Genomic DNA, 23,443 nt, shown 5'->3' with positions numbered 1-23,443 from the left:
TCAACTCCTTTCCTAATCGTTGGAGATATAACCTAAATCCGCTAATTTTTTTAAGACTTTAGCAACACTTTCGGATAAATCTTCGTGATCCGTATTACATTCAACATCTGGATTTGTTGGGGCTTCGTAGGGATCATCAATACCTGTAAAGCCTTTAAGTTCACCCGCTCTGGCTCTTTTATACAATCCTTTGACATCTCGACCTTCACAAACTGTTAAGGGCGCATTCACATAAACTTCCACAAAATCCCCAATTTTGCCCCGCACTTCTTCGCGAATTTCTCGATAGGGAGAGATAGCAGAAACCAGGACAATTACCCCATTTCGGGTTAAGAGATTAGCAACAAATCCAATCCGACGGATATTTTCATCCCGATCCGGTTTACTAAATCCTAAACCTTTGGTGAGATTTTCCCGAACAATATCCCCGTCTAAAATCTCTAGTTTACATCCCTTCTCTTGGAATATTTGAGCAACCGCTTGGCTAATGGTGGTTTTTCCCGCACCACTCAAACCCGTAAACCATACTGTTACACCTCGATGCTGCATTCAGGTTTTTTCTCCCGTGATTATTCGTTCAGATATCCAATAGATTATGGTAAGTCGAGATTGCAGCGCGAGTCAACCAAAATCTTAATTCTCGGTTTAGTGGACTTGACATTTAAACAATAATTTGTATTCCCTTGTGAAAACTATCAAATTTGACAGAATTTCTTTGAATAATGTAGTTTAAACAGTAATCAGTATAAAAACGTATAACTCGTTGTTGCGCTTGAGCGCATCCATTCAAAGCGAAAACATCAACCCAACATGATTTTGAAAAAAACCTTCAAATATCTACTATTTTTATTTCTGACAACCTTAGTAATTGGGGGGATTATTACTAGCCATCATCTTCCCATTTCTGCCCAGGAAAAACCATCGGGGACAACCAAAACCCTAATCATGGCAACTTCCCCAGACTATCCCCCCTATCAGTTTAAAGATACGGCAACCAGTGGTGATAAAATTGTGGGTTTTGATGTAGATATTGCCGAATATATTACTCAGCAATTAGGCTACGATCTAAAAATTAATGGCATAGATTTTAATGGCTTAATTCCAGCTTTAACCGCTAAACGAGCAGATTTTGTCATGGCGGGAATGACCCCTACTCCTGAGCGAAAAAAAAATGTAGCTTTTTCTAATATTTATTTTGAAGCTAAAAATACCATTGTTAGTCTTGATCCTAAAGCCTATACTAATCCCGAACAATTAAAAGGCAAAAAAGTCGGTGTCCAACTGGGATCAATTCAGCAGGAAGCCGTTAAAAATTGGTCGGGGGTAACGGCTATTCCTTTAAATAAAACCAGTGATATTATTCAGGAGTTAAAATCAAAACGGCTGGATGCGGGGGTTTTAGAAAATACTATTGTTAGGGGATATATTGCAGCAAATCCAGGGTTAGTCTATCACGAAGTTCCCAATACCGAAGCGGCAGGATCGGCGATCGCTTTTCCCAAAAACTCACCTTTAGTACAACCCTTTAATCAGGTGATTCAACAGATGCAAGCCAGTGGTAAAATTGAGGAACTTGCCAAGAAATGGTTTGATCGTCAAGCTACCCTAGAAACCCCAGAAGTTCCCCATGAAAGCGGATTAAAACTCGATTTTAATAAAATTGCTCCCAATATTCCCTATATCTTAGCTGGGATTTTTATTACCTTACAATTTAGTTTGGTTTCGGCTTTCTTCGGATTTATTTGGGGAACAATTCTCGCCCTATTTAAAATTTCAACTATCAAACCCCTGAATATTTTTTCCCAAGCGTATACATCCATTTTTCGAGGCACACCCTTACTGGTACAATTAACCTTAATTTATTTTGCCACACCCCAACTCACCGGATATGATATTACCGCCTTTCAAGCGGGGATATTAACCTTTTCCTTAAATTCTGGAGCCTATATTTCCGAAACCATTCGGGCGGGCATTCAAGCCGTTGATAAAGGTCAGAAAGAAGCCTGTGAAGCCTTGGGTATTCAATATCAACTGATGATGGTAGATATTATTTTACCCCAAGCCCTGAGAAACATTCTTCCCGCCTTAGTCAATGAAAGTATTAACCTGTTAAAAGATTCAACCTTAGTATCCGTTATTGGGGTAGAAGATATGTTACGGCGGGCGCAAATTGTCGGGGCGGAAAAGTATATTTACTTTGAACCCTTGATTTTTGTGGCGATTATTTATTATATCATGATTATTACCTTAACTTGGGGGGCAAATGGACTTGAACGCAAACTCAAAAGTAACAGTTGATCCGGCGGTCAAAGTTGACCGTTTATATAAATCCTTTGGCGATTTAAAAGTCTTAAAAGGGATTTCAACCGAGATTCAAAAAGGGCAAGTTGTATCTATTATTGGCCCTTCAGGATGTGGGAAATCCACCTTTTTACGCTGTCTTAATCTTCTGGAAACCCCGACATCTGGGCATATTTTCATTGATGGGATGGAAATTACTGACCCGAAAGCCGAAATTTATAAAATTCGTCAGTCCGTAGGCATGGTCTTTCAACACTTTAATTTATTTCCCCATTTAAGTGTCTTAAAAAATGTGATTTACGCTCCGATAAAAGTCAAGAAAATCTCCGAATCTGCCGCCAAAGATTTAGGGATGGAGTTATTACAAAAAGTCGGCTTGGCAGACAAAGCAGACGTCTATCCCTCCCGACTTTCAGGAGGTCAAAAACAACGGGTAGCGATCGCTCGAACCATGGCCATGCAGCCCGATATTTTATTAATGGATGAACCCACCTCCGCCCTTGATCCTGAAATGGTTAAAGAAGTTTTAGAAGTGATGAAAGCCTTAGCAAAAACCGGAATTACGATGGCAATTGTCACCCATGAAATGGGATTTGCCAGGGAAGTTTCTAACCGGATTTTATTCCTAGATAGTGGCTTACTAGCTGAAGATTCTCCCCCAGAACAGTTTTTTAAAAATCCCGAATCTGAACGGGCAAAGCAGTTTTTAGAGAAAATGCTATAGCAATCAATCTTAGTGTTGACAACTTCTTTGTGTCTTCGTGTCTTTGTGGTTAAATTAGGCTTGATCTTTGTAAATATAGCTACAAAAACTGCTATATAATTTCAATATCAGGATTTCTTGACCCAATCTGACAAAAATTGTGTAATATTAAATAGTGCTACATTAATTCCTGTCTTCGGTGCATTCTGATTCCTCATCCAACTGAGTTGTCTCAGTTTAAATGATAATCTGTATCACGGGGGAGGTGAATTTTTCTATCAATCAAGTCGATACTATTGTTAAAGAGGTACAGAACTATGGCAAATTCAACCCTTGAGAATAACGCCGCTTCAGCTTCAAATCAGTGGGGTGAAGATTCTCAAATCTGGAAAAGTTTGAAAGTGGCGATCGCATCTAGTTCCGGTTTTCAACGCTGGGAATTAGAACGGGATTTAAACCTAATTGAACCCACCAATAATTTAGATCAATTAGTGAGTTTGTACTTGCGTGAAACCCTGGAAACCTTAGCTTATTAAAACGTCGGTGTGAGTTTTTTAATCCATCAACAATTCCCAGCAACTAGGTTTCTCAAGATAGCTTGCTGAAACCTAGTTTTTCGACTGATCAGATATAATTATATTATTTAATTCACGCTTAATAAAATGGATATAATGACTCCAGTTATTCAGCCTCAACTGACTTTAGAGGAGTTCCTGAAATTTCCCGAAACTAAACCAGCATCGGAATTTTTTCAAGGAAAAATTATTCAAAAATCCATGCCTCAAGGTGAACATAGTAGATTACAGGGTAAACTTTGTGCCGTCATTAACCAGATAACTGAAACCTCAAAAATAGCTTATGCTTTCCCAGAGCTACGCTGTACTTTTGGGGGAGTATCTATTGTTCCAGATGTTACTGTATTTAGATGGGAAAGAATTCCTTTATTGCCATCGGGAAGAATTGTTAATCGATTTGAAATTCATCCTGACTGGTCAATTGAAATCCTTTCTCCTGAACAAAGCCAAACTAAAATTTTAGGTAAATTACTCCATTGTTTAAGCCATGGGACGGAATTAGGCTGGTTAATTGATCCAGAAGCAGAAAGTATTTTAGCCCTATTTCCTGGGCAAAGAATTGAATTATATCAAGGTGACAAAAAATTGCCTGTTTTAGCAGGAATTGAATTAGAATTAACAGCAGAGATGATTTTTAGTTGGTTAAAATTGAGTTAAATTAGGAAAAGCGATCGCCCCAAAAGCAAAATTATGGTTAAATAGAGAATAGCTGAAAAATTCAATTTTTGACTATGACCCATTCCCTGGAACTTCCCCCCTTAAATACCGATACAATTTGGGCGATTATGAATCAAGATCTTGATGATGCTACTGTTAATCAATTGGTTTGGTATTATCTGGGATATCGGTATGATCCTGAAACCGATCAATGGGATGGGACAAATGCCGATCCCCATTGGAAAACCGAATATCCCGCACCTCCTGATTTTATCGAAAGTCGTCCCGCAACGGTAAAATTAACTCGTTCTATTCCCGCAGAGAATAAACAATTGCTCAAGGAAGAATTGGGTTTTAAGGGTTATAAAATCGGGGAATTTAACCCCAGAGATACTCGACGCGCCACCATGGCAAGTTGGTTATTATCCCAAATGAAAGAACTAAAATTAATATGAAACTATTAAAATTATTGGGTTTATCTATTTGTTTTACTGGAATTAGTTTGGTTTTAAGTCCGCTTTCCTCGGCTGAACCTACTAACAAAATTGTCGGAAACTGTGGAACAGAATCCTGTAAAACCCTCTGGAAAAAACTACAGTCTAATTTTCCTAAAAAAACCCAGGATTATCAAAAACAATGTTTACCGCCTCAAAGATTAGGATTATTAGTTTATTCCAATGAAAATAAAAGTAAAGTTGTTTATTTGACCTGTTGGGAAGCTAAAATAAAGAGAGGAGAACGGTTGGGACAAGAATTGGGGGTTCTTCCTTTTCCGGGTCATGAACAAGAATTTGGCGTAAAAATAGCCAGTGATGATCCTAAAATTCAGGCTATTTTAAAACAAAATAGTCAACAAGTCGAACGCATGAGTTTTAAATGTGCAACCCATGGAGGTGATATTAATATCTTAGTTTCTGAGGATGGGAAAGAAACAGTCAGTTTACAATGTTATTTTCAGGCTGGGGTTATCTTATTTGACTCTAATCGGGACGGTGTTTCAGATGGTGAATATACTCGCGGTGCGAGCGTTGATTTTACGGAAGAATTAAAATAAAACCCATTCGTAATTCGTAATTTGTAATTATCCTAAAGGTTCATCACGACTATTAGTAGAACGCAAACGACTTAATCGATCCGTTGCCCATTTTGCCATTTCCTGAACTTCAGGATCAGGATCATCAATAGCTCGTTGTAAAATTTGACTCATTTGGGTGACTAAATCATAAATTCGGGTTAAATCTCGAATTGCATTTTTTCTGACTTCCGCATTTTCATCTTGAAGGGACAAACTTAACGCTCGGTTTAAGGGTTTTAAGGTGCGAGTTCCAATTTCTGAAAGAGCAGCTAAAACTAAACTGCGCTGATTTGAGTCAGAATTAATTAATAACTCTAATAAGGCTTGAATTGCCCGTGAATCTCCGGCTTGAGCCAGTTCCCAAATAGCATTATTCCTAATATTGGGGTTAGTCTGTTTTAAATCATTAATCCATTGTTCCTGGGGATCGAGTTTAGCCGGATACGGCGCATCTATTAATGAGGAACTCGCCGGGTATTCTGACCGTGGTGTATCGGTTTTAGAAATTTGTAATGTCGCCTCTGGATGACTATTCACTTCTGAGAACACAGAAGGTTGTCCCGGCTGGATCACGGTGGGGGCGGTTTGGGGCTGTTCCTTGACCGATGGAGAGGGTTCAGGGTGAGATTTAGGCAGGGTTTGCGCCTGAATATCAATAACTTTACCTTCTTCGGGATCGGAGGGACTGATTAGTCGAATTAAGATTAAAATGGCTCCGACCGTTATAATTAAAGCCCCTACTCCAAGAATTAATGTTTTTGAGGGGAGACGGAAACCTGATTTTTTTGGAGGTGGGGGTGTTTTAGCGTCTGGGGTAGGGGGTTTTTCTGGGTTAGTTTGGGCGAGTTGCCAGGATAAATCGGAACTCCCTAACGGGTTGGTGGAGGAGCGATCACTTGTGTGTGTCAGGGGTTCGGTTTTGTTGGCAACCGCGGCCATAGTCCTACTACTGAAGTAGGAAGTTCCACCCCAGGAGGCAATATAGACCAATAGAAATAGGGTCAGGCGATAAAAAGGAGCCATAAGACTCAATAAATTTGTGATCGGCTAGGGTGGATATTATGGGAATCAATCGTTTTGTTAGTTTAACCTGTAGCCGTAAGAAACCGGATAAAAATGATCGGAGATAGCAAATCCCAAGAACGCAAATTCATTGCCACTGAACCTCTATTTTTAGCAGGAGAACGGGCAGAATCTCAAGTTTGGACTGGCATTTCTCAAAGCTTTGTCCAACGAGATTGTATTGCCTATTGGCGCTATCCGATTTTCTCGAAACTGGGACGGTTTCGCAAGGAACCTGATATTTTAATCGTAGATGCAGAATGGGGATTAATTATTATTGAGGTGAAATCAATAACAATTGAGCAAATTCTAGGGATTAGAGGTCATTGCTGGGAACTACAAGAATCTTATACTACCCAAGCCAACCCTTATCAACAGGCTGAAAATCAATTATATGCTTTATTAGAATATTGCAATTTAGAGGAAATTCTCCGTCGAGCCGTTCCTGGTCGTGTATTGGTCGCCCTACCCCGGATTCTTGAATCTGAATGGCAGTATCGGGGATTTGACCTGTTACCGAGTTGTCCGCCAATTTTATTTAGAGAAGATTTAATCACAGAATCGGGGAAAACTGGGGAAAAGTTGGGTTTAATCGAACGGATCAAAACCGCACCCTTGCTGGCAAAAGGTGCGGAACTTTCCCCGGAACAATGGCGGGTGTTAAAGGCGGTAATTAGTGGGACGCCGTTATTTAGGACGCCGACTCGTCGATTTTTTTTGAGTCCAAAGGATTATTTGGAACCTTCTTTAACCCGTAGTGCGGTATTAGAAACGGTTAGAAAACGTATTTCTGAATTGGATTTACAACAGGAACAAATTGCTAAGGTGATTCCCCCAGGGCCACAACGCATCCGAGGAGTTGCGGGTTCAGGAAAAACTGTTTTATTATGTCAAAAAGCGGTGCAAATGCACCTTAAATATCCAGAGTGGGATATTGCATTAGTATTTTTTAGTCGCAGTTTATATGAACCTATTTTACAACAGGTGGATCAATATTTAAGAAGATTTAGTTGTAATCAAATTAGCTATGATTCTCAAAATTCTAAGTTAAAAGTTCTCCATGCTTGGGGAGCTAAAGATCAACAGGGTTTTTATAGAACTATTTGTCAATCGGCGGGGATTTGGAGCCAAAGTTTACAACAAACTACTCGTTTAAAAGCCAATGAATCTTTAGCAGAGGCTTGTTTACATTTATTGAAATCCGCTATAATTCCAGCTATTTTTGATGCGGTTTTAATTGATGAAGGTCAGGATTTTATGGTGGAGGATGACCTGAAATTTGAGGGAAAACAGCCTTTTTATTGGATGGCCTATCAAGCTTTACGTCCGGTGACAGTTGCCGATGGGAATATTGGGGAAATTCCACAAAAAAGATTAATTTGGGCCTATGATGAAATCCAAAGTTTAGATAGTTTAAAAATTCCGACGGCGAGTGAATTATTTGGGGATGAATTGGGACAATTAGTAACAGGGGAATATAGCAATGGGATTCAAAAAACAGAGATTATGTCTCGATGTTATCGAGTCCCTGGAGAAATTTTAACTGCGGCTCATAGCCTGGATTTGGGATTATTACGTCCCCAAGGATTATTAACCGGAACTGCTTGGGTAGAAGACTGGACAATGCTGGGTTATGAAGTAATTTTATCTAATCCAAAACTAAAGGAAAAATCTCTTATTAATGCTTATTTGAAAACAGAAGAAACCATTACTTTAAAACGTTCTGAAGAAAATTCCCTGAATCCCATGGCTCAGTTATGGAAACAACCTTTGATTGAATTTGAGGCCTATCATTCTCGTTCAGAGGAATTAATTGATTTAAGCGATCGCCTGGTTTATAATCTAAAAATTGACGGGTTGCGCCCCAGTCGAGAAATTTTAATTATTGTTTTAGGAATCGGTTGGGAAGCGATACAACTACAAACCTATATTGCCAACTTTTTAATTCAGCAAGGCATTGATATTTTTATCCCTGGAACCTCTGATTGTAATATACTAAAACCCAGTTATCATAATGCCCATGGCAATCAATTTTGGTGTGAAGGTGGGGTGACAATTTCTCGGATTCATCGAGCTAAGGGACAGGGAGCAGATATGGTTTATATTGTCGGTTTAGAGCAAGTTGCGATCGCTGAAAATAACCTCAATTTTCGTAATCAATTATTTGTCGCCATGACTCGTTCTCGAGGTTGGTTACGATTAAGTGGTTTAGGTTCCTATCCGCTTTATGAAGAAGTTTCACAGGTGATCAAAAGTGGCAATACCTTCACCTTTCCCCAGTTATTTTTACCTCAAAGGGATATTAGTATTAGTACCCGGGGGGAACTGATGCGAAGATATAAAAATGGCGATCGCAATTTTCAAGGTATCGACCTATCTGGTCTGGATTTAACCGGAGTCAATTTAAGTTATGCTAATTTAATTGGAGCTAATCTCCAAAATGCCAATCTTACCCAAGCCAACTTAAAACAGGCTAAATTAGTCGTAGCGAATTTAAGCCAAGCGGAAATGACGGGTGCTAACTTACAGCGAGTCAAGTTAGTTAGTGCCAATTTACAACAAACCCGATTAAATTTTTGTGATTTGAGACGAGCAGACCTGAGCAATGCCGATCTCAGTCAAGCACAATTAATCGGTGCTAACTTAAAAGACGCTAATTTAAGTGGGGCCAATCTAGCTCTGGCTGACCTTTCCCGCGCTAATCTTCAGGGAACTGTTCTAACTGGGGTAAACTGCACAGAGGCGATTTTAACTGGCGCAATATTACCCGATGGTCGGATATTAACACCAAGCCCTGAATAACCCTCGCTGATCCACTATGATTAAAAGAGTTTGGGATATCATATCCGTTGTTCGTTAATTCCCAATTGCTTCGTAACTTGCCTTTTCTAACCGATAACAACTGAACTGGTGAGGTGTTGATTAACCTACACTCCTTTCCAGTTTCGATAAGCGAGAATCCCGTTATGATCACTTTACCTGGCTATCAGATTCTTCACCCTATTTATAACGGTTCGAGAACACTCGTTTATCGTGGAATTCGTTTGTCCGACCAGCGCCCCGTGGTGATTAAATTATTACGCAGTGAATACCCCACCATCGCATCCTTGATCGAATTTAGGAACCAATATCGGATTACTAAAAACCTAAATATAGAGGGAATTGTTCCGATTCTGGATTTGGAACCTTATAGTAATGGGTTTGCCTTAATTATGGAGGATCAAGGTTATATTTCCTTGGCAGATTATTGGGTGAGTCGAGAATTAACCTTGGGTGAATTATTGAGAATTGCCATTGAAATTACCCGAATTTTAGAACAGTTATATCAACATCGAATTATTCACAAAGATGTGAAGCTGCAAAATATTTTAGTACATCCCGAAACCCTAAAAATTCAACTGATTGATTTTAGTATTTCCACCCAATTTGACCGCCAAAATCAGGAAGTTTTCAATTCTCAAGGGTTAGAAGGAACCTTAGCATATATGTCCCCTGAACAGACAGGAAGAACCCATCGAGGTATTGATTATCGAACAGATTTATATTCTTTGGGTGTTACCCTTTATCAATTATTCACGCGCAAACTTCCCTTCCAGTCTTCCGAACCTTTAGAGTTAATTCATGCCCATTTAGCCCTCTTACCTTTGCCTTTAATTGAAATCAGACCTTCTTTACCTTTGATGTTAAATAATATTATTTTAAAATTGATGGCTAAAAATCCAGAGGCACGGTATCAAACCCCATCAGGATTATTACATGATTTAGAATTATGTTTAGAACAGTGGGAAACAATCGGGGATATTCCTCTATTTCCTTTAGCCAGCATGGACTTAAATGATCGTTTTATTATTCCTGATAAGTTTTATGGACGGGAATCAGAACTAGCTCATTTAAGTTCAATCTTTCCAGAGATTCAATCCAGAATTATCGTTGTTACGGGTCAATCGGGTATTGGAAAATCGTCCCTGGTTCAAGAGTTTTATCAAAAAACAATCCAAAATCAAGCTTATTTTATATCCGGTAAATTTGATCAATTTAGAAATAATACCCCCTTTTGGGGATGGGTACAAGGGATTAAACAGTTAATTCAACAAATCTTAACAGAAACTCCCGCAAAAGTTGAAGATTGGAAAACCAAACTAATAGAAGTATTAGGAGAAAAAACCCAGATTCTCGTTGATGTGATTCCCGAACTTAAATCTTTATTAAATCAGCAAGTTTTAACTCCTGAATTAGAAGCAAATCTTGATCAAAATCAGTTTAATCGTTTAATTCTCAGGTTAATTCAGGTCTTTGCTCAACCGCCCCATCCCTTAATTATTTTTTTGGATGATTTACAATGGGCGGATATAGAATCTTTAAGATTAATTCAGGTATTAATGAGTCCTGAAAATTCATCCCAATCCCTAGTTTTAATTCTAGCCTATCGGGATCAAGAAATCGGAGAAACCCATCCTTTAAGAGAAACCTTAAAAACCTTAGAAAATTTAGGAATTCCGATTGAACAGATTGTTTTAAATCCTTTAGAAGAATCTGCCATTAATCAAATCATAGCAGAAACATTAGTTTGTTCCTTAGAATTAGCTCAACCCCTAACGGAATTAGTCAACCAACAAACCCAAGGAAATCCTTTTTTTGTGAGTCAATTTCTCCAGTCATTATATACAGAAGAACTAATCTGGTTTCATCCGCCTCAATCTTCCCTTGGTAATCAAGATTTACTGAGGGGTTGGCAATGTGATTTAACGGAAATCAAAACTCGTTTTGTCAATCCTAATATTTTAGATTTAATTATTCATAAATTACAACAATTACCAGAAGCAACCCAGGAAATTTTAAAATTTGCTGCCTGTTTAGGCCATCAATTTAATGCCTTTGATTTAGCAACGGTGACAGAAATATCCTATTTAGAAATCTTACAAGCCTTAGAAGTTGCTGCTCAGGCTCAATTGATTGTTATTGTTAAAGAAATTTATCCATTTTATTCCCTAGAAATGGGTGTAGATTTGGGTTCACAATTTGATCCCGATGAAACTTTACCCCTATTACAATCGGGAGTTGATCAATATAAATTTATTCATGATCGAATTCAACAAGCTGCCTATCTTTTAATTCCCAGTTCTCAACGACAAGCGACCCATTTAAAAATAGGAAAATTATTATTAAATCAAATTCAAAAACGGTTTGATCAACCCATAGAAACAATTTTAACTGAACTTTTGCCAGAAACTTTATTGAATATTATTAATCAGTTCAATTTAGGCGTAGGTTTAATTAAAAATCTAAAAGAACGTCATCAGTTAGCCTTATTTAACTTAATAGCAGGACGCAAAGCAAAGATAACCACCGCCTATCCAACGGCCGTTGGACATTTAGCGATCGGGATGGGATTATTAACCGCCAACAGTTGGGAAACCGACTATCAATTAACCTTAGAATTATATACAGAAGCCACAGAAGTTGCGGCTTTAAGTCAAGATTTTGAATCCCTAAATGATTGGGGTAGGATTATATTAGAACAGGCTAAAACCCTATCGGATCAAGTTAGAATTTATGAGTTATTGATTCAAGGGTATAGAAGTCAACATCAAGATCAAAATGCGGTGAATCTTGCTTTAACTGTTTGTCAACAGCTTGATGTGAGTTTGGGAGATGATTCCCCTTTAGAATCTTGGCAAGAATTAAAGCAAAATTTTATCAATTATTTAGCGGGAAGATCCCCTTTAGAATTATTAGATTTGCCCGAATTATCCGATCCTAATTTAGTGAGTTTATTCACTATTTTAACCGCCAGTTTTCCTTCAGCTTACGTTACCATACCTGAACAATTTCCCATAAGGGTAATCACATTAGTAAATTTATCCTGTCAACGGGGAAATACCGCTTTATCTAGTTTAGTTTATGCAGCTTTCGGATTTATACTTTGTACCCAAGGAGATATAGAATTAGGGAATGAAATGGGAGAATTGGCTTTAGAATTATCTGCTAAATTAGGGAATTATGAGTTAAAAATTAATGTCAAAAAATTAGTTTATACCCTAATTAAACCCTATAAATATTCCTTAAAAAATCTGTTATCACCTCTACAACTATACTCATACCAAATTCAAGAACTTGGGAATATTGAACAAGGGTATTGTCTAGCTCAATCCTATATTAAAATAGCGGATATTGTTGGTAAAGATATATCGGAATTAGAATCAGAAATTGAGTATTTCTTAAATCAGTTTCGAGATTTTAAATCTCCATCGGAACTTATGGTTATGACCCACTATGAGCAAAAGTTACAAATTTTAAATGGGAAATTAGATCCCCAAACCCTACTTAATTTTTCAATTGAGGCTGAAACCCAAATCCAAAAAATGAGTGAAATTGGACATTCTTCCCAAGAAATACCGTTTCAATTGGCTTTAAATTTTATGATTTTAACCTATAGATTAGGGGAATTTCAACAGGCGCGGGAGTGGTGTCAACAAGCCGAATTATATTTAGATAGACAAACCTATTTCATTTTCTTACCGATTTTTTACTGTTATCAATCTTTAATTAATCTAGCCCTCTATTCTGAATATTCTGGGGAGCAACAGGCTCGTATTTTAGAAACAATTTCCTTAAATCTTGAAAAACTAAAAATCTATGCTACCTTGACTCCGGTAAATTTTTCCCATTATTTTTATTTGGTAGAAGCCGAATATAACCGAATTCAAGGGAATTATGTTAAAGTGATGGAAGCCTTTGAACAAGCGATCGATTGGGCTCAAACCCATCAATTTATTCAGGAAGAAGCCCTCGGTTATGAATTAGCGGCTCAATTTTATTTAGATTGGGGAAAAGAAAAAATTGCTCGGGTATACCTAATTGATGCCTATTATGGTTATGCTCATTGGGGCGCTTTTGCTAAAGTTAAGATTTTAGAATCTCGTTATTCTCAACTGTTAGATTCTATTTTGGAACAAATTATTGTCCCTAAAACTGGAGTCACAATCAATACAAATACCGAAGAAACAATTATATCAAGTAGTAATGGGGGTTCGGCTGCTCTTGATTTAGCAACGGTGACCAAAGCCTCTCAAGCCCTATCTCAAGAAATTGATTTAGAGCAGCTTTTGAGGCGATTAATTCAAGTGGTGATTCAAAATGCTGGAGCAGAAAAATGTTGTATTCTTTTGTTTAAATCGGGCAACTTAGTGATTGAAGCGATCGCTAGTTTAAATCCTTTAAATGGGGACTCCATTGAAATTCATTCCTTATTAAAATCCCTACCCATAGAGGAGAGTGAAAACCTACCGCTTTTAATTCTGAATACGGTGATTCAAACCCAAGAATTTGTGATTTTATCCGATGCTCGTCAAGAACCGCGATATCGTCATGATCCCTATTTGGAACATCATCAATCCCGATCTATTTTAATGACTCCGATTAAAAATAGAGGAAAATTGATTGGAATTCTGTATCTTGAAAATAACTTAACAACCGCAGTGTTTACCCCAGAAAGATTAGAAGTTCTGAAAATCCTATTTTCTCAAGCTGCAATTTCCATTGATAATGCTAAACTGTATTCCCAGGTTAGAAATAATGAACGACAGATGACACAATTTTTAGAAGGAATTCCCGTGGGTGTTGCTGTTTTAGATCCCACAGGAAAGCCCTATTATACCAATCAAAAAGCTCAGGAATTACTCAAAACTAAAGTGATTCCTGGAGTGGTCTGTGATGCCTTATCTAATATTTACCAAGCCTATCTTAACGGGTTTCAAAACCATCTATCCTATGCCCCAATTTCCGATGATAATTTCTCTAACTCGACCCAAGACACCACCTTTATTTTAGAAGTCAATCAAGGGGATAAAACCATTTTGATTGAAAATTGGGTGACACCAACCTATGACGAACATGGGGATTTAGCCTATGCAATTCTCGCCTTTCAAGATATTACTAAACGTCAGCAAACTGAACAAGCATTAAGACAGGCGGAAGAAAAATATCGCAGTATTTTTGAAAATGCTAGTGAAGGCTTATTTCAAACTACACCCACCGGACGTTATATTAGTGCAAATCCCGCCCTAGCCAGAATTTTAGGTTATGATTCTCCCTGGGATTTAATGTCGATGATTACTAATGTTCAAGAAGAACTTTATGTTGATTCCCAAAGGCGAAAGGATTTTAAACAATTAATTGATCAGCAGGGAGAAGTTTCAGGATTTGAATTTAAAGCCTATCGTAAAGATGGCAGTATTATTTGGATTTCTGAAAATGCCCGGTCTGTATTTAATGAGCAGAATCAATTACTTTATTATGAAGGTTTTGTGGTTGATATTACCGAGCGAAAAAAAGCCGAAGAAGATCGAATTCAATTTATGCAAAAACTCTCAGAATTGAATCTTCATTTAGATGAAGCCCTAGATTCTGAATTTGAATTAACCGACGCAGCGGCGCGATTTGTTCCCCATGAATTTCTTTCTTTTTTGGGTTATGAAAGTATTGTAGAAGTGCAGTTAGGGGCGGCAGTTCAAAAAGAAATGTCGATTTTATTTGCTGATATTCGGGATTTTACTAGCCTATCTGAAGATATGACACCCGAAGATAATTTTAAATTTATTAATGCTTTTTTAAGTCGTATGGAGCCTGCAATTGTTGATAATTATGGGTTTATTGATAAATATATTGGGGATGAAATTATGGCATTATTTGGCGGATCTGCCGATGATTCTGTACGAGCTGGAGTGGAGATGATTAATCGACTTAATGACTATAATGAAACCCGCCAACGCCCCGATCGTCCCCCAATTAAAATTGGCATTGGCATTAATACCGGGGGATTAATGTTGGGAATTGTCGGGGGTAAAAATCGCCTGGATAGTACGGTGATTAGTGATTCGGTGAATGTGGCTTCTCGGATTGAAAATTTAACTAAAAATTATGGGGTTTCTTTATTAATTACCCATTGGACTTTTATGGCTTTAGAAGACGCTAATCAATATGCGTTTAGAATTATTGATCGGGTAAAAGTCAAAGGAAAATCCGATGCTGTTACTGTCTATGAGGTGTTTGATGCAGATTTACCCGAAATTAAAGCGGGGAAATTAATTACAAAAACTACCTTTGAGTATGGATTAATGCAGTATTATTTAGAACGTTACTCAGAGGCGGCACAGTTATTCCAAGAATGTCTAGATCGCAATCCCCAAGATCAAGTGGCTCAAATTTATTTAGAACGCTGTTTATCGAAAATGAGTAATGGGTAATTACGAATTACGAATTACCTATTACCTATTACCTATTAACTATTACCTATTTACCTATTACCCATTACCTAATTATGAGCGATCTGTTAGATTGCAAAATCTTAATTTCACCTCTGGAAAGTATTTGATTTTTTTACCAATTGGGGTGTACAATTCTGAAATATTGTGTTATCTTAAAAAGCATAAACACTGAACGAATTAAACCGTTTAGGGAATCAAGGAGGTGATGCCCATGATTGAAGGTAGTAAACCCATGGGTCACTTGATTGGAAAATGCCGGCTGTGCGCCGGGGCTGTCCTCTAGTGCTAAGTTTGTGTTCTTTTAGGACACTTGTTGACCTAGATAACCGGACTTATTAGAGTGATCTTCCGGCAGTCAGGTTCCGATTCAAGAGACCCGCGCTTACCGCTCTCGCCCGATCTGGAATGGCAACGGCTAAAACCAGGGCTGGGTGAGGGCGGATAGTATTTTTTTTATAATCAATTTATTTTTATCCCCAATAATCCCATGGTTGCACTACTCAATTCTAGCCAAATTCAAGAACTTTCTAGTCAAATTCCCGACTGGAAAGTGGAAGGAAAGCATTTAAAAATAGTCAAAACCTTTAAAGATTTTATTGAAGCGATTGCATTTGTTAACAAACTTGTTGAACCTGCGGAAACGGCGGGACATCACCCGGATTTAGAAATTTCCTACAATAAAGTGACCATTAGCTTAACCAGTCATGATGCTGGGGGCTTAACCGAAAAAGATTTTGCCCTAGCGCGACAAATCTCAACACTGCTTTAATCTTAAGAATACTGCCGTTTTTTTTATGATAGAATACCCCATAAGCCTTTGCTATTTCCCCATTTGAATTCGCAGCTTTAGCTGTGTTGAAGAAAGATGATTTTTAATAACCCCAAGTTCTTGCCTGAATTTGATGAACAAGCGGAACTAATTGAGAAACTTCTCGATATTGGTACTGCCTTATCTGGAACTGAAGATTTAAGCTCCCTGCTGAATTTAATTTTAGCTAAAAGTCGTGAAATTACGTCCAGTGATGCGGGAAGTGTTTATCTTTTGGATCACAGTGATAATAACTCAAAATTACTGTTTAAAATTGCTCAAAATGCGTCTTTACCTAACTTATCTTTTAAAGAATTTGCTATCCCCTTAACCCCTCGCAGTTTAGCCGGATATGTGGCTTTAAATTCGGTTTCTTTAAATATTCCCGATGCCTATGATTTACCCATACATGAACCCTATCAACTAGATCGGAGTTTTGATGAAAATATTAGTTATCGTACCCGTTCAGTTTTAGTGGTTCCAATGCAAAACCGCAAGGGGGAAGTGATCGGGGTATTACAATTAATTAATCGTAAGGTTAACCCTGATATCAAGATTACGCCAGAAAATGCCATAGAAGCAACAAAATCCTATTCTAAATGGGAGGAGCGAGTTTTGCGATCGCTGGCTTCCCAGGCTGCTATTTCGATTGAAAGAAATCATTTACAAGAAAGTATTGAAAATTTGTTTGAGGGATTTGTTAAAGCATCGGTAGAAGTGATTGAAGCCAGAGATCCCTGCACTTGTGGTCACTCAGAAAGAGTCGCAGAATTAGCTGTGCGTTTAAGTCAAGAAGTGAGTCAAACTAACTTTGGTTCCCTCTCTGAAATTACATTTAGTGAGCGTCAATTGCAAGAATTACGCTATGCAGCCCTATTACATGATTTTGGAAAAGTCGGGGTTCCCGAAGCCATTTTAACCAAACCCAAAAAACTCTATCCTACTCAATTAGAAGTAATCCGTCATCGATTTGCCTTAGCTCAACGCACCTTAGAAGCAGAATCAATTCAGAGAAAATATGAACATTTATTGCAACATTCTGCCCAAAAGCTACCCCAGGAAGAAGAATGTATATTCTGTCAATCTTTGCAAGAATCGGATCAAAAATTATCGCAATCTGTCACTAAATTAAGTAAATATTGGACGATTTTATTAGAAGCTAATGAACCTAAAGTTTTAGCAGAAATTCCCTTAAATCAACTGCGAGAAGTTGCCCAAATAACCTACCGCGATTTAGATGGAGAAATGAAACCTTTATTAACTCCAGAAGAAATTGATCAACTGTTGATCCATCAAGGGACTTTAACCCCAGAAGAACGGGAAAGGATTGAATCCCATGTTAGTTATACCTACGCATTTTTAAAACAAATTCCTTGGACAAATGATTTAAAAAATGTGCCCATGATTGCCTATCGCCATCATGAAAAACTGAATGGAACTGGGTATCCCTTGGGGTTAACAAGCGCCGATATTCCGATTCAAGCTCAAATCATTACGATCGCCGATATTTATGATGCTTTAACGGCTGGCGATCGCCCTTATAAAAGCGGATTACCCACCGTTACCGCATTGAAAATTCTACAACAAGAAGCCTCTAAAAATACCATTAATGCCGATTGTTTAGAGCTATTTAAACAACGGAAAGTTTATGAAGTATTAGGACATAGTATTGATGTGGTGATGGAATTAGCCTAGAATTTTATCGTTGAATACTGCGCGGATCAAGGGCATCTCTTAACCCATCTCCTAATAAATTAAAGGCTAAAACTGTCAAAATAATTAAAATAGCGGGCGGCCAAATCAACCAAGGTTGTAGGACTAAAATTGAGGCATTGGTAGCAGAAGAAAGTAAATTTCCCCAGGAGGGATCGGGGGGTTGAATCCCTAGTCCAATTAAACTTAAAACCGATTCTGAAATAATAAAACTAGGAATCGCTAAGGTAGCCGAAATAATCAAATAAGTAGCCGTTTGGGGCAGAACATGACGGGTGATAATATACAACGGACTTGCACCAATTGCCCTTGATGCTTGCACAAATTGTTGTTCCTTAATTGATAAAACCTGCCCTCGAATCACCCGCGCTAAACCAGCCCAACTAATAAAAGAAATAATCACCACAATTAACAAAAAACGCTGGGTACTGCTAATTTGGGGCGGTAAAACGGCTGCTAATGCCACCAATAAATATAACCCTGGAATCGTCATTAAAACTTCAACAATTCGCATAATTAAGCTATCTAACCATCCGCCAAAATACCCAGAAATCCCGCCAAAAATCATTCCTAACGGAAAAGAAATCATAATTCCTACTAATCCAATACTTAGACTAATTCGCCCCCCATGAACTAGGCGACTAAACTGATCTCTAGCCTGTTCATCTGTGCCGAGTAAGTTAATTTTTCCAGCCCCTACAGTCCCGAATAAATGACGATCAAAAGGAATTATTCCTAGAATTTTATAAGGTTCTCCCGGCACAAAAAATCGCACTGGACTAGGCTGACTTTTATCAAGATTAATTTCACGTTTTCCGGTTTCAATATCAACCGGGCCTTGAGTAGTGGGATAAACATGGGCGCCTATCCATTGCCCTTTTTGATCATACCAATAAATTTGGGTCGGGGGTAATAAAGAAGCGTTAAGTTGGGATTCATAAGGACTATAGGGTGCAACAAAATTTGCCGCAATTACCACTAAATAAAATAACAGTAAAATTCCAGCCCCAAATTGAGCTAAAGGATTCGTTTTTAGTCGTTGCCACCATTTCATAGTTCAGCTTTTTTCACTCTCAAAACAATAAAATTCATCTCTATTTTTGAAAACATTTTCCCCCATTACCCATTACCTATTACCTATTCCTGTGGGTTTAAGGGATTATAAAAAAATGAACCCGTTTGAGGGGGTAAAGTCGGATCAAAAACCACCTCAACGATACTTTTAATTACTCCTGCCATGGGAATTGCCAGAATAAATCCTAATAATCCCCCAATTTTTCCTCCTAATAATAAAGCGCTGAAAATAACAACGGGGCTTAATCCAGTTAAATCCCCCATAATTCGAGGAGCAACAATATTATCCTTCACTTGTTGAACGGAAACGGCAACTGCTAACACCTGTAAAGCCATCCACCAATCAATAAAAGCTACAATAAAAGTGACACTTCCAATGCCTAATGTTGCCCCCACAAAGGGAATAATTTCCAGTAATCCAATCACAACTGCAAATAATAGGAAATAGGGAACTTTAAGCATAAAAAAGGCAACGGTTAAAATGGATGTCATAAATATTCCTTGCAAGGTTTGTCCCAGGACAAATTTTTTCAAATTTCGTTTTAAGGAAATCGTGATCACTTCTCGAATTTGTGGGGATAGAATAGTGATTAAAATTTTCCATAACCGCTCCCCATCTAATAACATATAAAAGGCAATTACCAAGATAAAAATTAAGTCAAAAAACCAATTAAAGGTTCCTAAAACTATCCCCAAACTTCCGGCAAAAATAGGTTCAATGGTTCCCTGAATTTTAGATAACAGTTGTTGTTGTAAAATCCCCACATCAAAGGGTAAATTACGGTCAACACTCCAGACTTGAAATTCAGCTAACTGTTGTCGTCCTGATTCAATTAATTCTGGTAAGCGTGTGATCAATTGTCGTCCTTGATTAAAGACCGGAGGGACAATAGTTAACCCAATAATTACAAAGGTTAAAATAGCAACTAAATAGACTAAAGCTGCCGCTATTCCCCTAGGAATAAAGCGCTCTAATTTTGCCACTGCATAGTTAAGTAAAAAAGCAATTAATCCAGAGGTTACTAATAAACTAATTAACTCTCCAACATAACCTAATAATTGAAAACTTAACCAACCCACTACTAAAATAAGCAAACAAGTGAGTAAACGATTTTGTAAGGGTGAAAATACAGAATTGCTCATGGGAAAAATCGAAACCTGAAAACCTACAGTAGTTTACCCTATTTTGGCATAACAGGAAATAGGATCACGGATTTAAGAGGATTTCACGGATTTCATGGATTTTAATCTGTGTAATCTGCTTAAATCCGTGATAGGTAATGGGTAATGGGGACAATAGCTTTTAATGATTACAACCGATTTATAATTGCCTCATTCTTGATACAATTACTTTAATTATAAACTAAAACCAATAATTATTCACCCGTACACGGGGCAGAAAATTTAACCGATGAATTTAATTAATAGTCTAACTCAAATTCTAGCAAAGTTAAGGTATTATTTAATCCAAATCAGCCAATTTTGTCAATCCCAAGGCGTGATTTTTGCCATCACCATGGGGGTACTTAGTCGCAGTCTTATTTTATTAGTTTTTTTTATAATAGCCCAATTGCAGCAAGTTTCCTCGGAAACAGAAACGGTAAAAATTGCCTGGGGTTGGCAAATATTTTCGGCTTGGGATAGTCCATTATATCAGGGTATTGCCACCTCTGGATATGAGGTAATTAATCAAAATGAACCCGGTGGAAATGTGGCATTTTTCCCCCTATTTCCTTTGTTAATTCGCGGGTTAATGAATTTAGGTTTACCCTTTGAAGTAGCGGGAACTTTAATTAATAATTTAGCTTTTTTTGGAGCTTTAATTTTACTGTATAAATGGGTTGAAACTACTAATAATCCTCAAGCTGCTCGTTGGACAACGGCTGTTTTAGCTTGGTGTCCGTTATCTATTTTTGGGAGTGTTATTTATACTGAAGGTTTGTTTTTATTTCTGAGTACCGCCGCCCTCCGAGCATTTGATTTAAAAAAATATCCTCAAGTGATTTTATGGGGCAGTTTAGCCACGGCAACCCGCATTACTGGACTGGCTTTAATTCCGGCTTTTTTAATTACATCCTGGCAAAAACGAAAGCCTGCGATCGCATATTTTTCAGGATTTTTAAGTGGTGGTGGTTTATTATTTTATAGCCTATATTGTTGGATTAAATTCAATAATCCCATTGCTTTTATTACCGTCCAACATACCCAATGGCAACGCCAAACTGGATTTGATAGTCAGGGATGGTTAAAAATGATTATGCAAATTTTGATCGGTTCTCAAAATTGGAAACAAGGCACAATTGTTGACCCTTGGCATCCACTTTTAGTGATAATAATTGCTATAATAGGATATTGTATTTGGCGTTATCGGCATCAATTAGGAAAGGCAAAATTTGATTATATTTTATTTTTATTAATCATCATTTTATGGCTAATTGCTGGTGATCCTTTCCTGAATACAACTATTATTTTGGGAGGAGTTTATTTACTCTGGTATTTACGCCATGAACTTAGTTTAGTATCGGTTAATTATGGCTTTTTTGCCTTGGGTTTATTATTAGCCTCTGGGGGTACAATTTCTCTAAGTCGTTTAACCTATGGTATTATTTCTATTAGTTTAGCGTTAGGAGTGATGTTATCCCATCATCGCCGTTGGGGTTATCTAACCTTGGGATTTTTTGCCCTCTTACTGATTAGTTTTTCAATTCGCTTTGCCCAACATCTTTGGGTAAGTTAATATAAAAAGGGCAATACAGGAAAATATAGAATCTTTAATAAATAAGATAAAAAATGATATTATTTTCAGAAAAAAAAATTAAAGTTCATCCTGTATTAACGGGAGTTATTATCAGTAGCTTAATTTTATTTGCTTGTAGTAGTTTACGGCATTTTTTCTTTCAATCTAATGCCTATGATTTAGGGATTTTTGATAATGGAATTTACTTAATTAGTCAAGGAAAAGAACCCTTTGTTTATTTTCGAGGGTTACATATTCTAGGGGATCATGCCGCCTATATTCTTTATATTATTGCCCTATTTTATAAACTTTACCCCGATATTCATTGGTTATTTGCTATTCAAGCGATTTCCCTTTCTCTCGGTGCATTACCCACCTATCAACTATCTTTACAAGCGGGATTAAAAGAAACCCAAGCTCAAACCCTGGCTTTTGTCTATCTATTATATCCTTTAATTTTTAATGTTAATTTATTTGATTTTCACCCCGAAGTAATCGCCTTACCTGCGATTTTATATGCTGTTTTAGCAGCTAGAAATAATCATATTTTAGGATTTATTATCTCGATTTTTATTATTTTAGGCTGTAAAGAAGTTTTATCTTTAGTATTAATAGCCATGGGGATTTGGTTATGGATATTTGAAAAAAAACGCCGTTGTGCTGCGATCGCAATTCTTTCAGGAATATGCTGGTTTTTCCTCTCTACAGAATGGATTATCCCCCACTTTTCCCAAGCGCCACCCATCGCCGTTGGAGTCTATAGTTTCCTGGGAAATTCTCTATTTGAAATCAGCTTAAATATTATATTAAAACCTGGATTAGTATTAAGTAAAATCTTGACCTTAGCTAATTTAGAGTATTTATTTTTACTCTTAATTCCCTTAATTTGGGGACTCTCTTGGCGACATTTAACTCCTTTAATGGGGGCGGCACCCATTTTATTTTTAAATCTGTTAGCAGAAAATCCCCAAATGAAGAACTTAACGCAACAATATTCCTTAACTATTTTCCCCTTTCTTTTATTAGCTATTATTGCCAATTTATCGACAGGGGGAGGATGGATAAAACAAAAAAAATGGATAATTTTATGGTCTTTAATTTGCTTTTTCGCCCTAGCAAAATATGGTTATTTCGCCTCCCGATATCTCCAAACCCTCGATAATTGGCAAGCTACACGGGAAGCCCTAACCTATATTAAAACCCAAAATCCTGTTTTAACCACGGATAAAATTGCCCCCCACCTTACCCACCGTCCTATCCTCCAATTAGCTATCCAAGGGCGAGAACAGACGGATTTAGAACCCTTTCAATATGTTTTATTAAACCAACGTCACCCCGGATGGCCGAGTTCTCCCGAATTAGTGATCGAATTAGTAAATCGATTAAAAAATCATCCTGATTTTCAATTAAAATATCATCAGGATGATGTTTGGTTATTTGAACAAGATTCTGTTTTAAAATAATCTTTCGTT

At 37.5% G+C, this 23,443-nt stretch carries 16 protein-coding genes; 12 read left to right on the top strand and 4 right to left on the bottom strand.

The genetic code is table 11. The annotated features are described in order from the left end of the window. Positions 1-12 precede the first annotated feature (12 nt). Positions 13-549, bottom strand: a complete 537-nt coding sequence (cysC, locus tag NMG88_RS14280) for an adenylyl-sulfate kinase (RefSeq protein WP_026795344.1) — start codon at positions 547-549, stop codon at positions 13-15. A 261-nt stretch (positions 550-810) separates the two neighbouring features. On the opposite strand from cysC, the gene NMG88_RS14275 reads away from it, so the two are divergent. The 6 genes from NMG88_RS14275 to NMG88_RS14250 all read left to right on the top strand — a co-directional run bounded on the left by NMG88_RS14275 (position 811) and on the right by NMG88_RS14250 (position 5,290). Continuing rightward, entirely contained in the window at positions 811-2,298 is a 1,488-nt protein-coding gene (locus tag NMG88_RS14275; protein WP_227373494.1) for an ABC transporter substrate-binding protein/permease, read from the top strand. Next, positions 2,264-3,025 (top strand): amino acid ABC transporter ATP-binding protein, encoded by a 762-nt coding sequence (locus tag NMG88_RS14270; RefSeq protein WP_026795342.1) that lies wholly within the window; start codon positions 2,264-2,266, stop codon positions 3,023-3,025. The genes NMG88_RS14275 and NMG88_RS14270 overlap by 35 nt, the downstream gene beginning before the upstream one ends. Positions 3,026-3,321: 296 nt before the next feature. After that, positions 3,322-3,540 carry a hypothetical protein gene (locus NMG88_RS14265; protein WP_026788109.1) on the top strand — a complete coding sequence of 73 codons (219 nt, stop codon included), beginning with the start codon at positions 3,322-3,324 and terminating at the stop codon, positions 3,538-3,540. A gap of 135 nt (positions 3,541-3,675) precedes the next feature. Further along, complete coding sequence (locus tag NMG88_RS14260; protein WP_042154546.1) at positions 3,676-4,236, top strand: Uma2 family endonuclease; 561 nt, start codon at positions 3,676-3,678, stop codon at positions 4,234-4,236. 74 nt (positions 4,237-4,310) lie between these two features. Next, entirely contained in the window at positions 4,311-4,691 is a 381-nt protein-coding gene (locus tag NMG88_RS14255) for a DUF1823 family protein (RefSeq protein ID WP_042154548.1), read from the top strand. Then, positions 4,688-5,290, top strand: coding sequence for a hypothetical protein (locus tag NMG88_RS14250; RefSeq protein WP_051340315.1), 603 nt, complete (start codon positions 4,688-4,690; stop codon positions 5,288-5,290). The genes NMG88_RS14255 and NMG88_RS14250 overlap by 4 nt, the downstream gene beginning before the upstream one ends. A gap of 27 nt (positions 5,291-5,317) precedes the next feature. Here NMG88_RS14250 and NMG88_RS14245 read toward each other — a convergent pair whose 3' ends face one another. Continuing rightward, positions 5,318-6,334, bottom strand: coding sequence for a HEAT repeat domain-containing protein (locus NMG88_RS14245; RefSeq protein WP_052338585.1), 1,017 nt, complete (start codon positions 6,332-6,334; stop codon positions 5,318-5,320). Between the two features lie 93 nt (positions 6,335-6,427). On the opposite strand from NMG88_RS14245, the gene NMG88_RS14240 reads away from it, so the two are divergent. The 4 genes from NMG88_RS14240 to NMG88_RS14225 all read left to right on the top strand — a co-directional run bounded on the left by NMG88_RS14240 (position 6,428) and on the right by NMG88_RS14225 (position 18,142). Then, the gene (locus NMG88_RS14240; protein WP_235751559.1) at positions 6,428-9,175 is read left to right on the top strand and encodes a pentapeptide repeat-containing protein; all 2,748 of its coding nucleotides are present in this window, start codon (positions 6,428-6,430) and stop codon (positions 9,173-9,175) included. A gap of 164 nt (positions 9,176-9,339) precedes the next feature. After that, positions 9,340-15,618, top strand: coding sequence for an AAA family ATPase (locus NMG88_RS14235; RefSeq protein WP_235765832.1), 6,279 nt, complete (start codon positions 9,340-9,342; stop codon positions 15,616-15,618). Between the two features lie 508 nt (positions 15,619-16,126). Continuing rightward, complete coding sequence (locus NMG88_RS14230; RefSeq protein ID WP_042154552.1) at positions 16,127-16,408, top strand: 4a-hydroxytetrahydrobiopterin dehydratase; 282 nt, start codon at positions 16,127-16,129, stop codon at positions 16,406-16,408. Positions 16,409-16,504: 96 nt separating this feature from the next. Next, a complete protein-coding gene (locus NMG88_RS14225) occupies positions 16,505-18,142 on the top strand; it encodes an HD-GYP domain-containing protein (RefSeq protein WP_141293084.1) in 1,638 nt (545 codons plus the stop codon). A gap of 4 nt (positions 18,143-18,146) precedes the next feature. Here NMG88_RS14225 and NMG88_RS14220 read toward each other — a convergent pair whose 3' ends face one another. Beyond that, complete coding sequence (locus NMG88_RS14220; RefSeq protein WP_026788103.1) at positions 18,147-19,214, bottom strand: ABC transporter permease; 1,068 nt, start codon at positions 19,212-19,214, stop codon at positions 18,147-18,149. 83 nt (positions 19,215-19,297) lie between these two features. After that, entirely contained in the window at positions 19,298-20,377 is a 1,080-nt protein-coding gene (locus tag NMG88_RS14215; protein WP_026788102.1) for an AI-2E family transporter, read from the bottom strand. Positions 20,378-20,645: 268 nt separating this feature from the next. Between NMG88_RS14215 and NMG88_RS14210 the strand changes: the two genes are divergently transcribed. After that, positions 20,646-21,971, top strand: coding sequence for a mannosyltransferase family protein (locus NMG88_RS14210; protein ID WP_254035554.1), 1,326 nt, complete (start codon positions 20,646-20,648; stop codon positions 21,969-21,971). A 53-nt stretch (positions 21,972-22,024) separates the two neighbouring features. Then, a complete protein-coding gene (locus NMG88_RS14205; protein ID WP_235765834.1) occupies positions 22,025-23,434 on the top strand; it encodes a DUF2079 domain-containing protein in 1,410 nt (469 codons plus the stop codon). Positions 23,435-23,443: the final 9 nt, after the last annotated feature.

Origin of the sequence: Planktothrix agardhii (assembly GCF_904830935.1) — a bacterium.
Classification (GTDB): domain Bacteria; phylum Cyanobacteriota; class Cyanobacteriia; order Cyanobacteriales; family Microcoleaceae; genus Planktothrix; species Planktothrix agardhii.
Note: the sequence above shows the minus strand (reverse complement) of the source record. Positions and strands in the feature narration are given on the sequence as shown.

Bases quoted from the DNA above. Each gene is read 5' to 3' on its own strand.
- NMG88_RS14250 (WP_051340315.1), top strand. From the start codon at position 4,688: ATGAAACTATTAAAATTATTGGGTTTATCTATTTGTTTTACTGGAATT.
- NMG88_RS14215 (WP_026788102.1), bottom strand. From the start codon at position 20,377: ATGAGCAATTCTGTATTTTCACCCTTACAAAATCGTTTACTCACTTGT.
- NMG88_RS14245 (WP_052338585.1), bottom strand. From the start codon at position 6,334: ATGGCTCCTTTTTATCGCCTGACCCTATTTCTATTGGTCTATATTGCC.
- NMG88_RS14240 (WP_235751559.1), top strand. From the start codon at position 6,428: ATGATCGGAGATAGCAAATCCCAAGAACGCAAATTCATTGCCACTGAA.
- NMG88_RS14275 (WP_227373494.1), top strand. From the start codon at position 811: ATGATTTTGAAAAAAACCTTCAAATATCTACTATTTTTATTTCTGACA.
- NMG88_RS14270 (WP_026795342.1), top strand. From the start codon at position 2,264: ATGGACTTGAACGCAAACTCAAAAGTAACAGTTGATCCGGCGGTCAAA.
- NMG88_RS14230 (WP_042154552.1), top strand. From the start codon at position 16,127: ATGGTTGCACTACTCAATTCTAGCCAAATTCAAGAACTTTCTAGTCAA.
- NMG88_RS14255 (WP_042154548.1), top strand. From the start codon at position 4,311: ATGACCCATTCCCTGGAACTTCCCCCCTTAAATACCGATACAATTTGG.
- NMG88_RS14225 (WP_141293084.1), top strand. From the start codon at position 16,505: ATGATTTTTAATAACCCCAAGTTCTTGCCTGAATTTGATGAACAAGCG.
- NMG88_RS14205 (WP_235765834.1), top strand. From the start codon at position 22,025: ATGATATTATTTTCAGAAAAAAAAATTAAAGTTCATCCTGTATTAACG.
- cysC (WP_026795344.1), bottom strand. From the start codon at position 549: ATGCAGCATCGAGGTGTAACAGTATGGTTTACGGGTTTGAGTGGTGCG.
- NMG88_RS14260 (WP_042154546.1), top strand. From the start codon at position 3,676: ATGACTCCAGTTATTCAGCCTCAACTGACTTTAGAGGAGTTCCTGAAA.
- NMG88_RS14265 (WP_026788109.1), top strand. From the start codon at position 3,322: ATGGCAAATTCAACCCTTGAGAATAACGCCGCTTCAGCTTCAAATCAG.
- NMG88_RS14235 (WP_235765832.1), top strand. From the start codon at position 9,340: ATGATCACTTTACCTGGCTATCAGATTCTTCACCCTATTTATAACGGT.
- NMG88_RS14210 (WP_254035554.1), top strand. From the start codon at position 20,646: ATGAATTTAATTAATAGTCTAACTCAAATTCTAGCAAAGTTAAGGTAT.
- NMG88_RS14220 (WP_026788103.1), bottom strand. From the start codon at position 19,214: ATGAAATGGTGGCAACGACTAAAAACGAATCCTTTAGCTCAATTTGGG.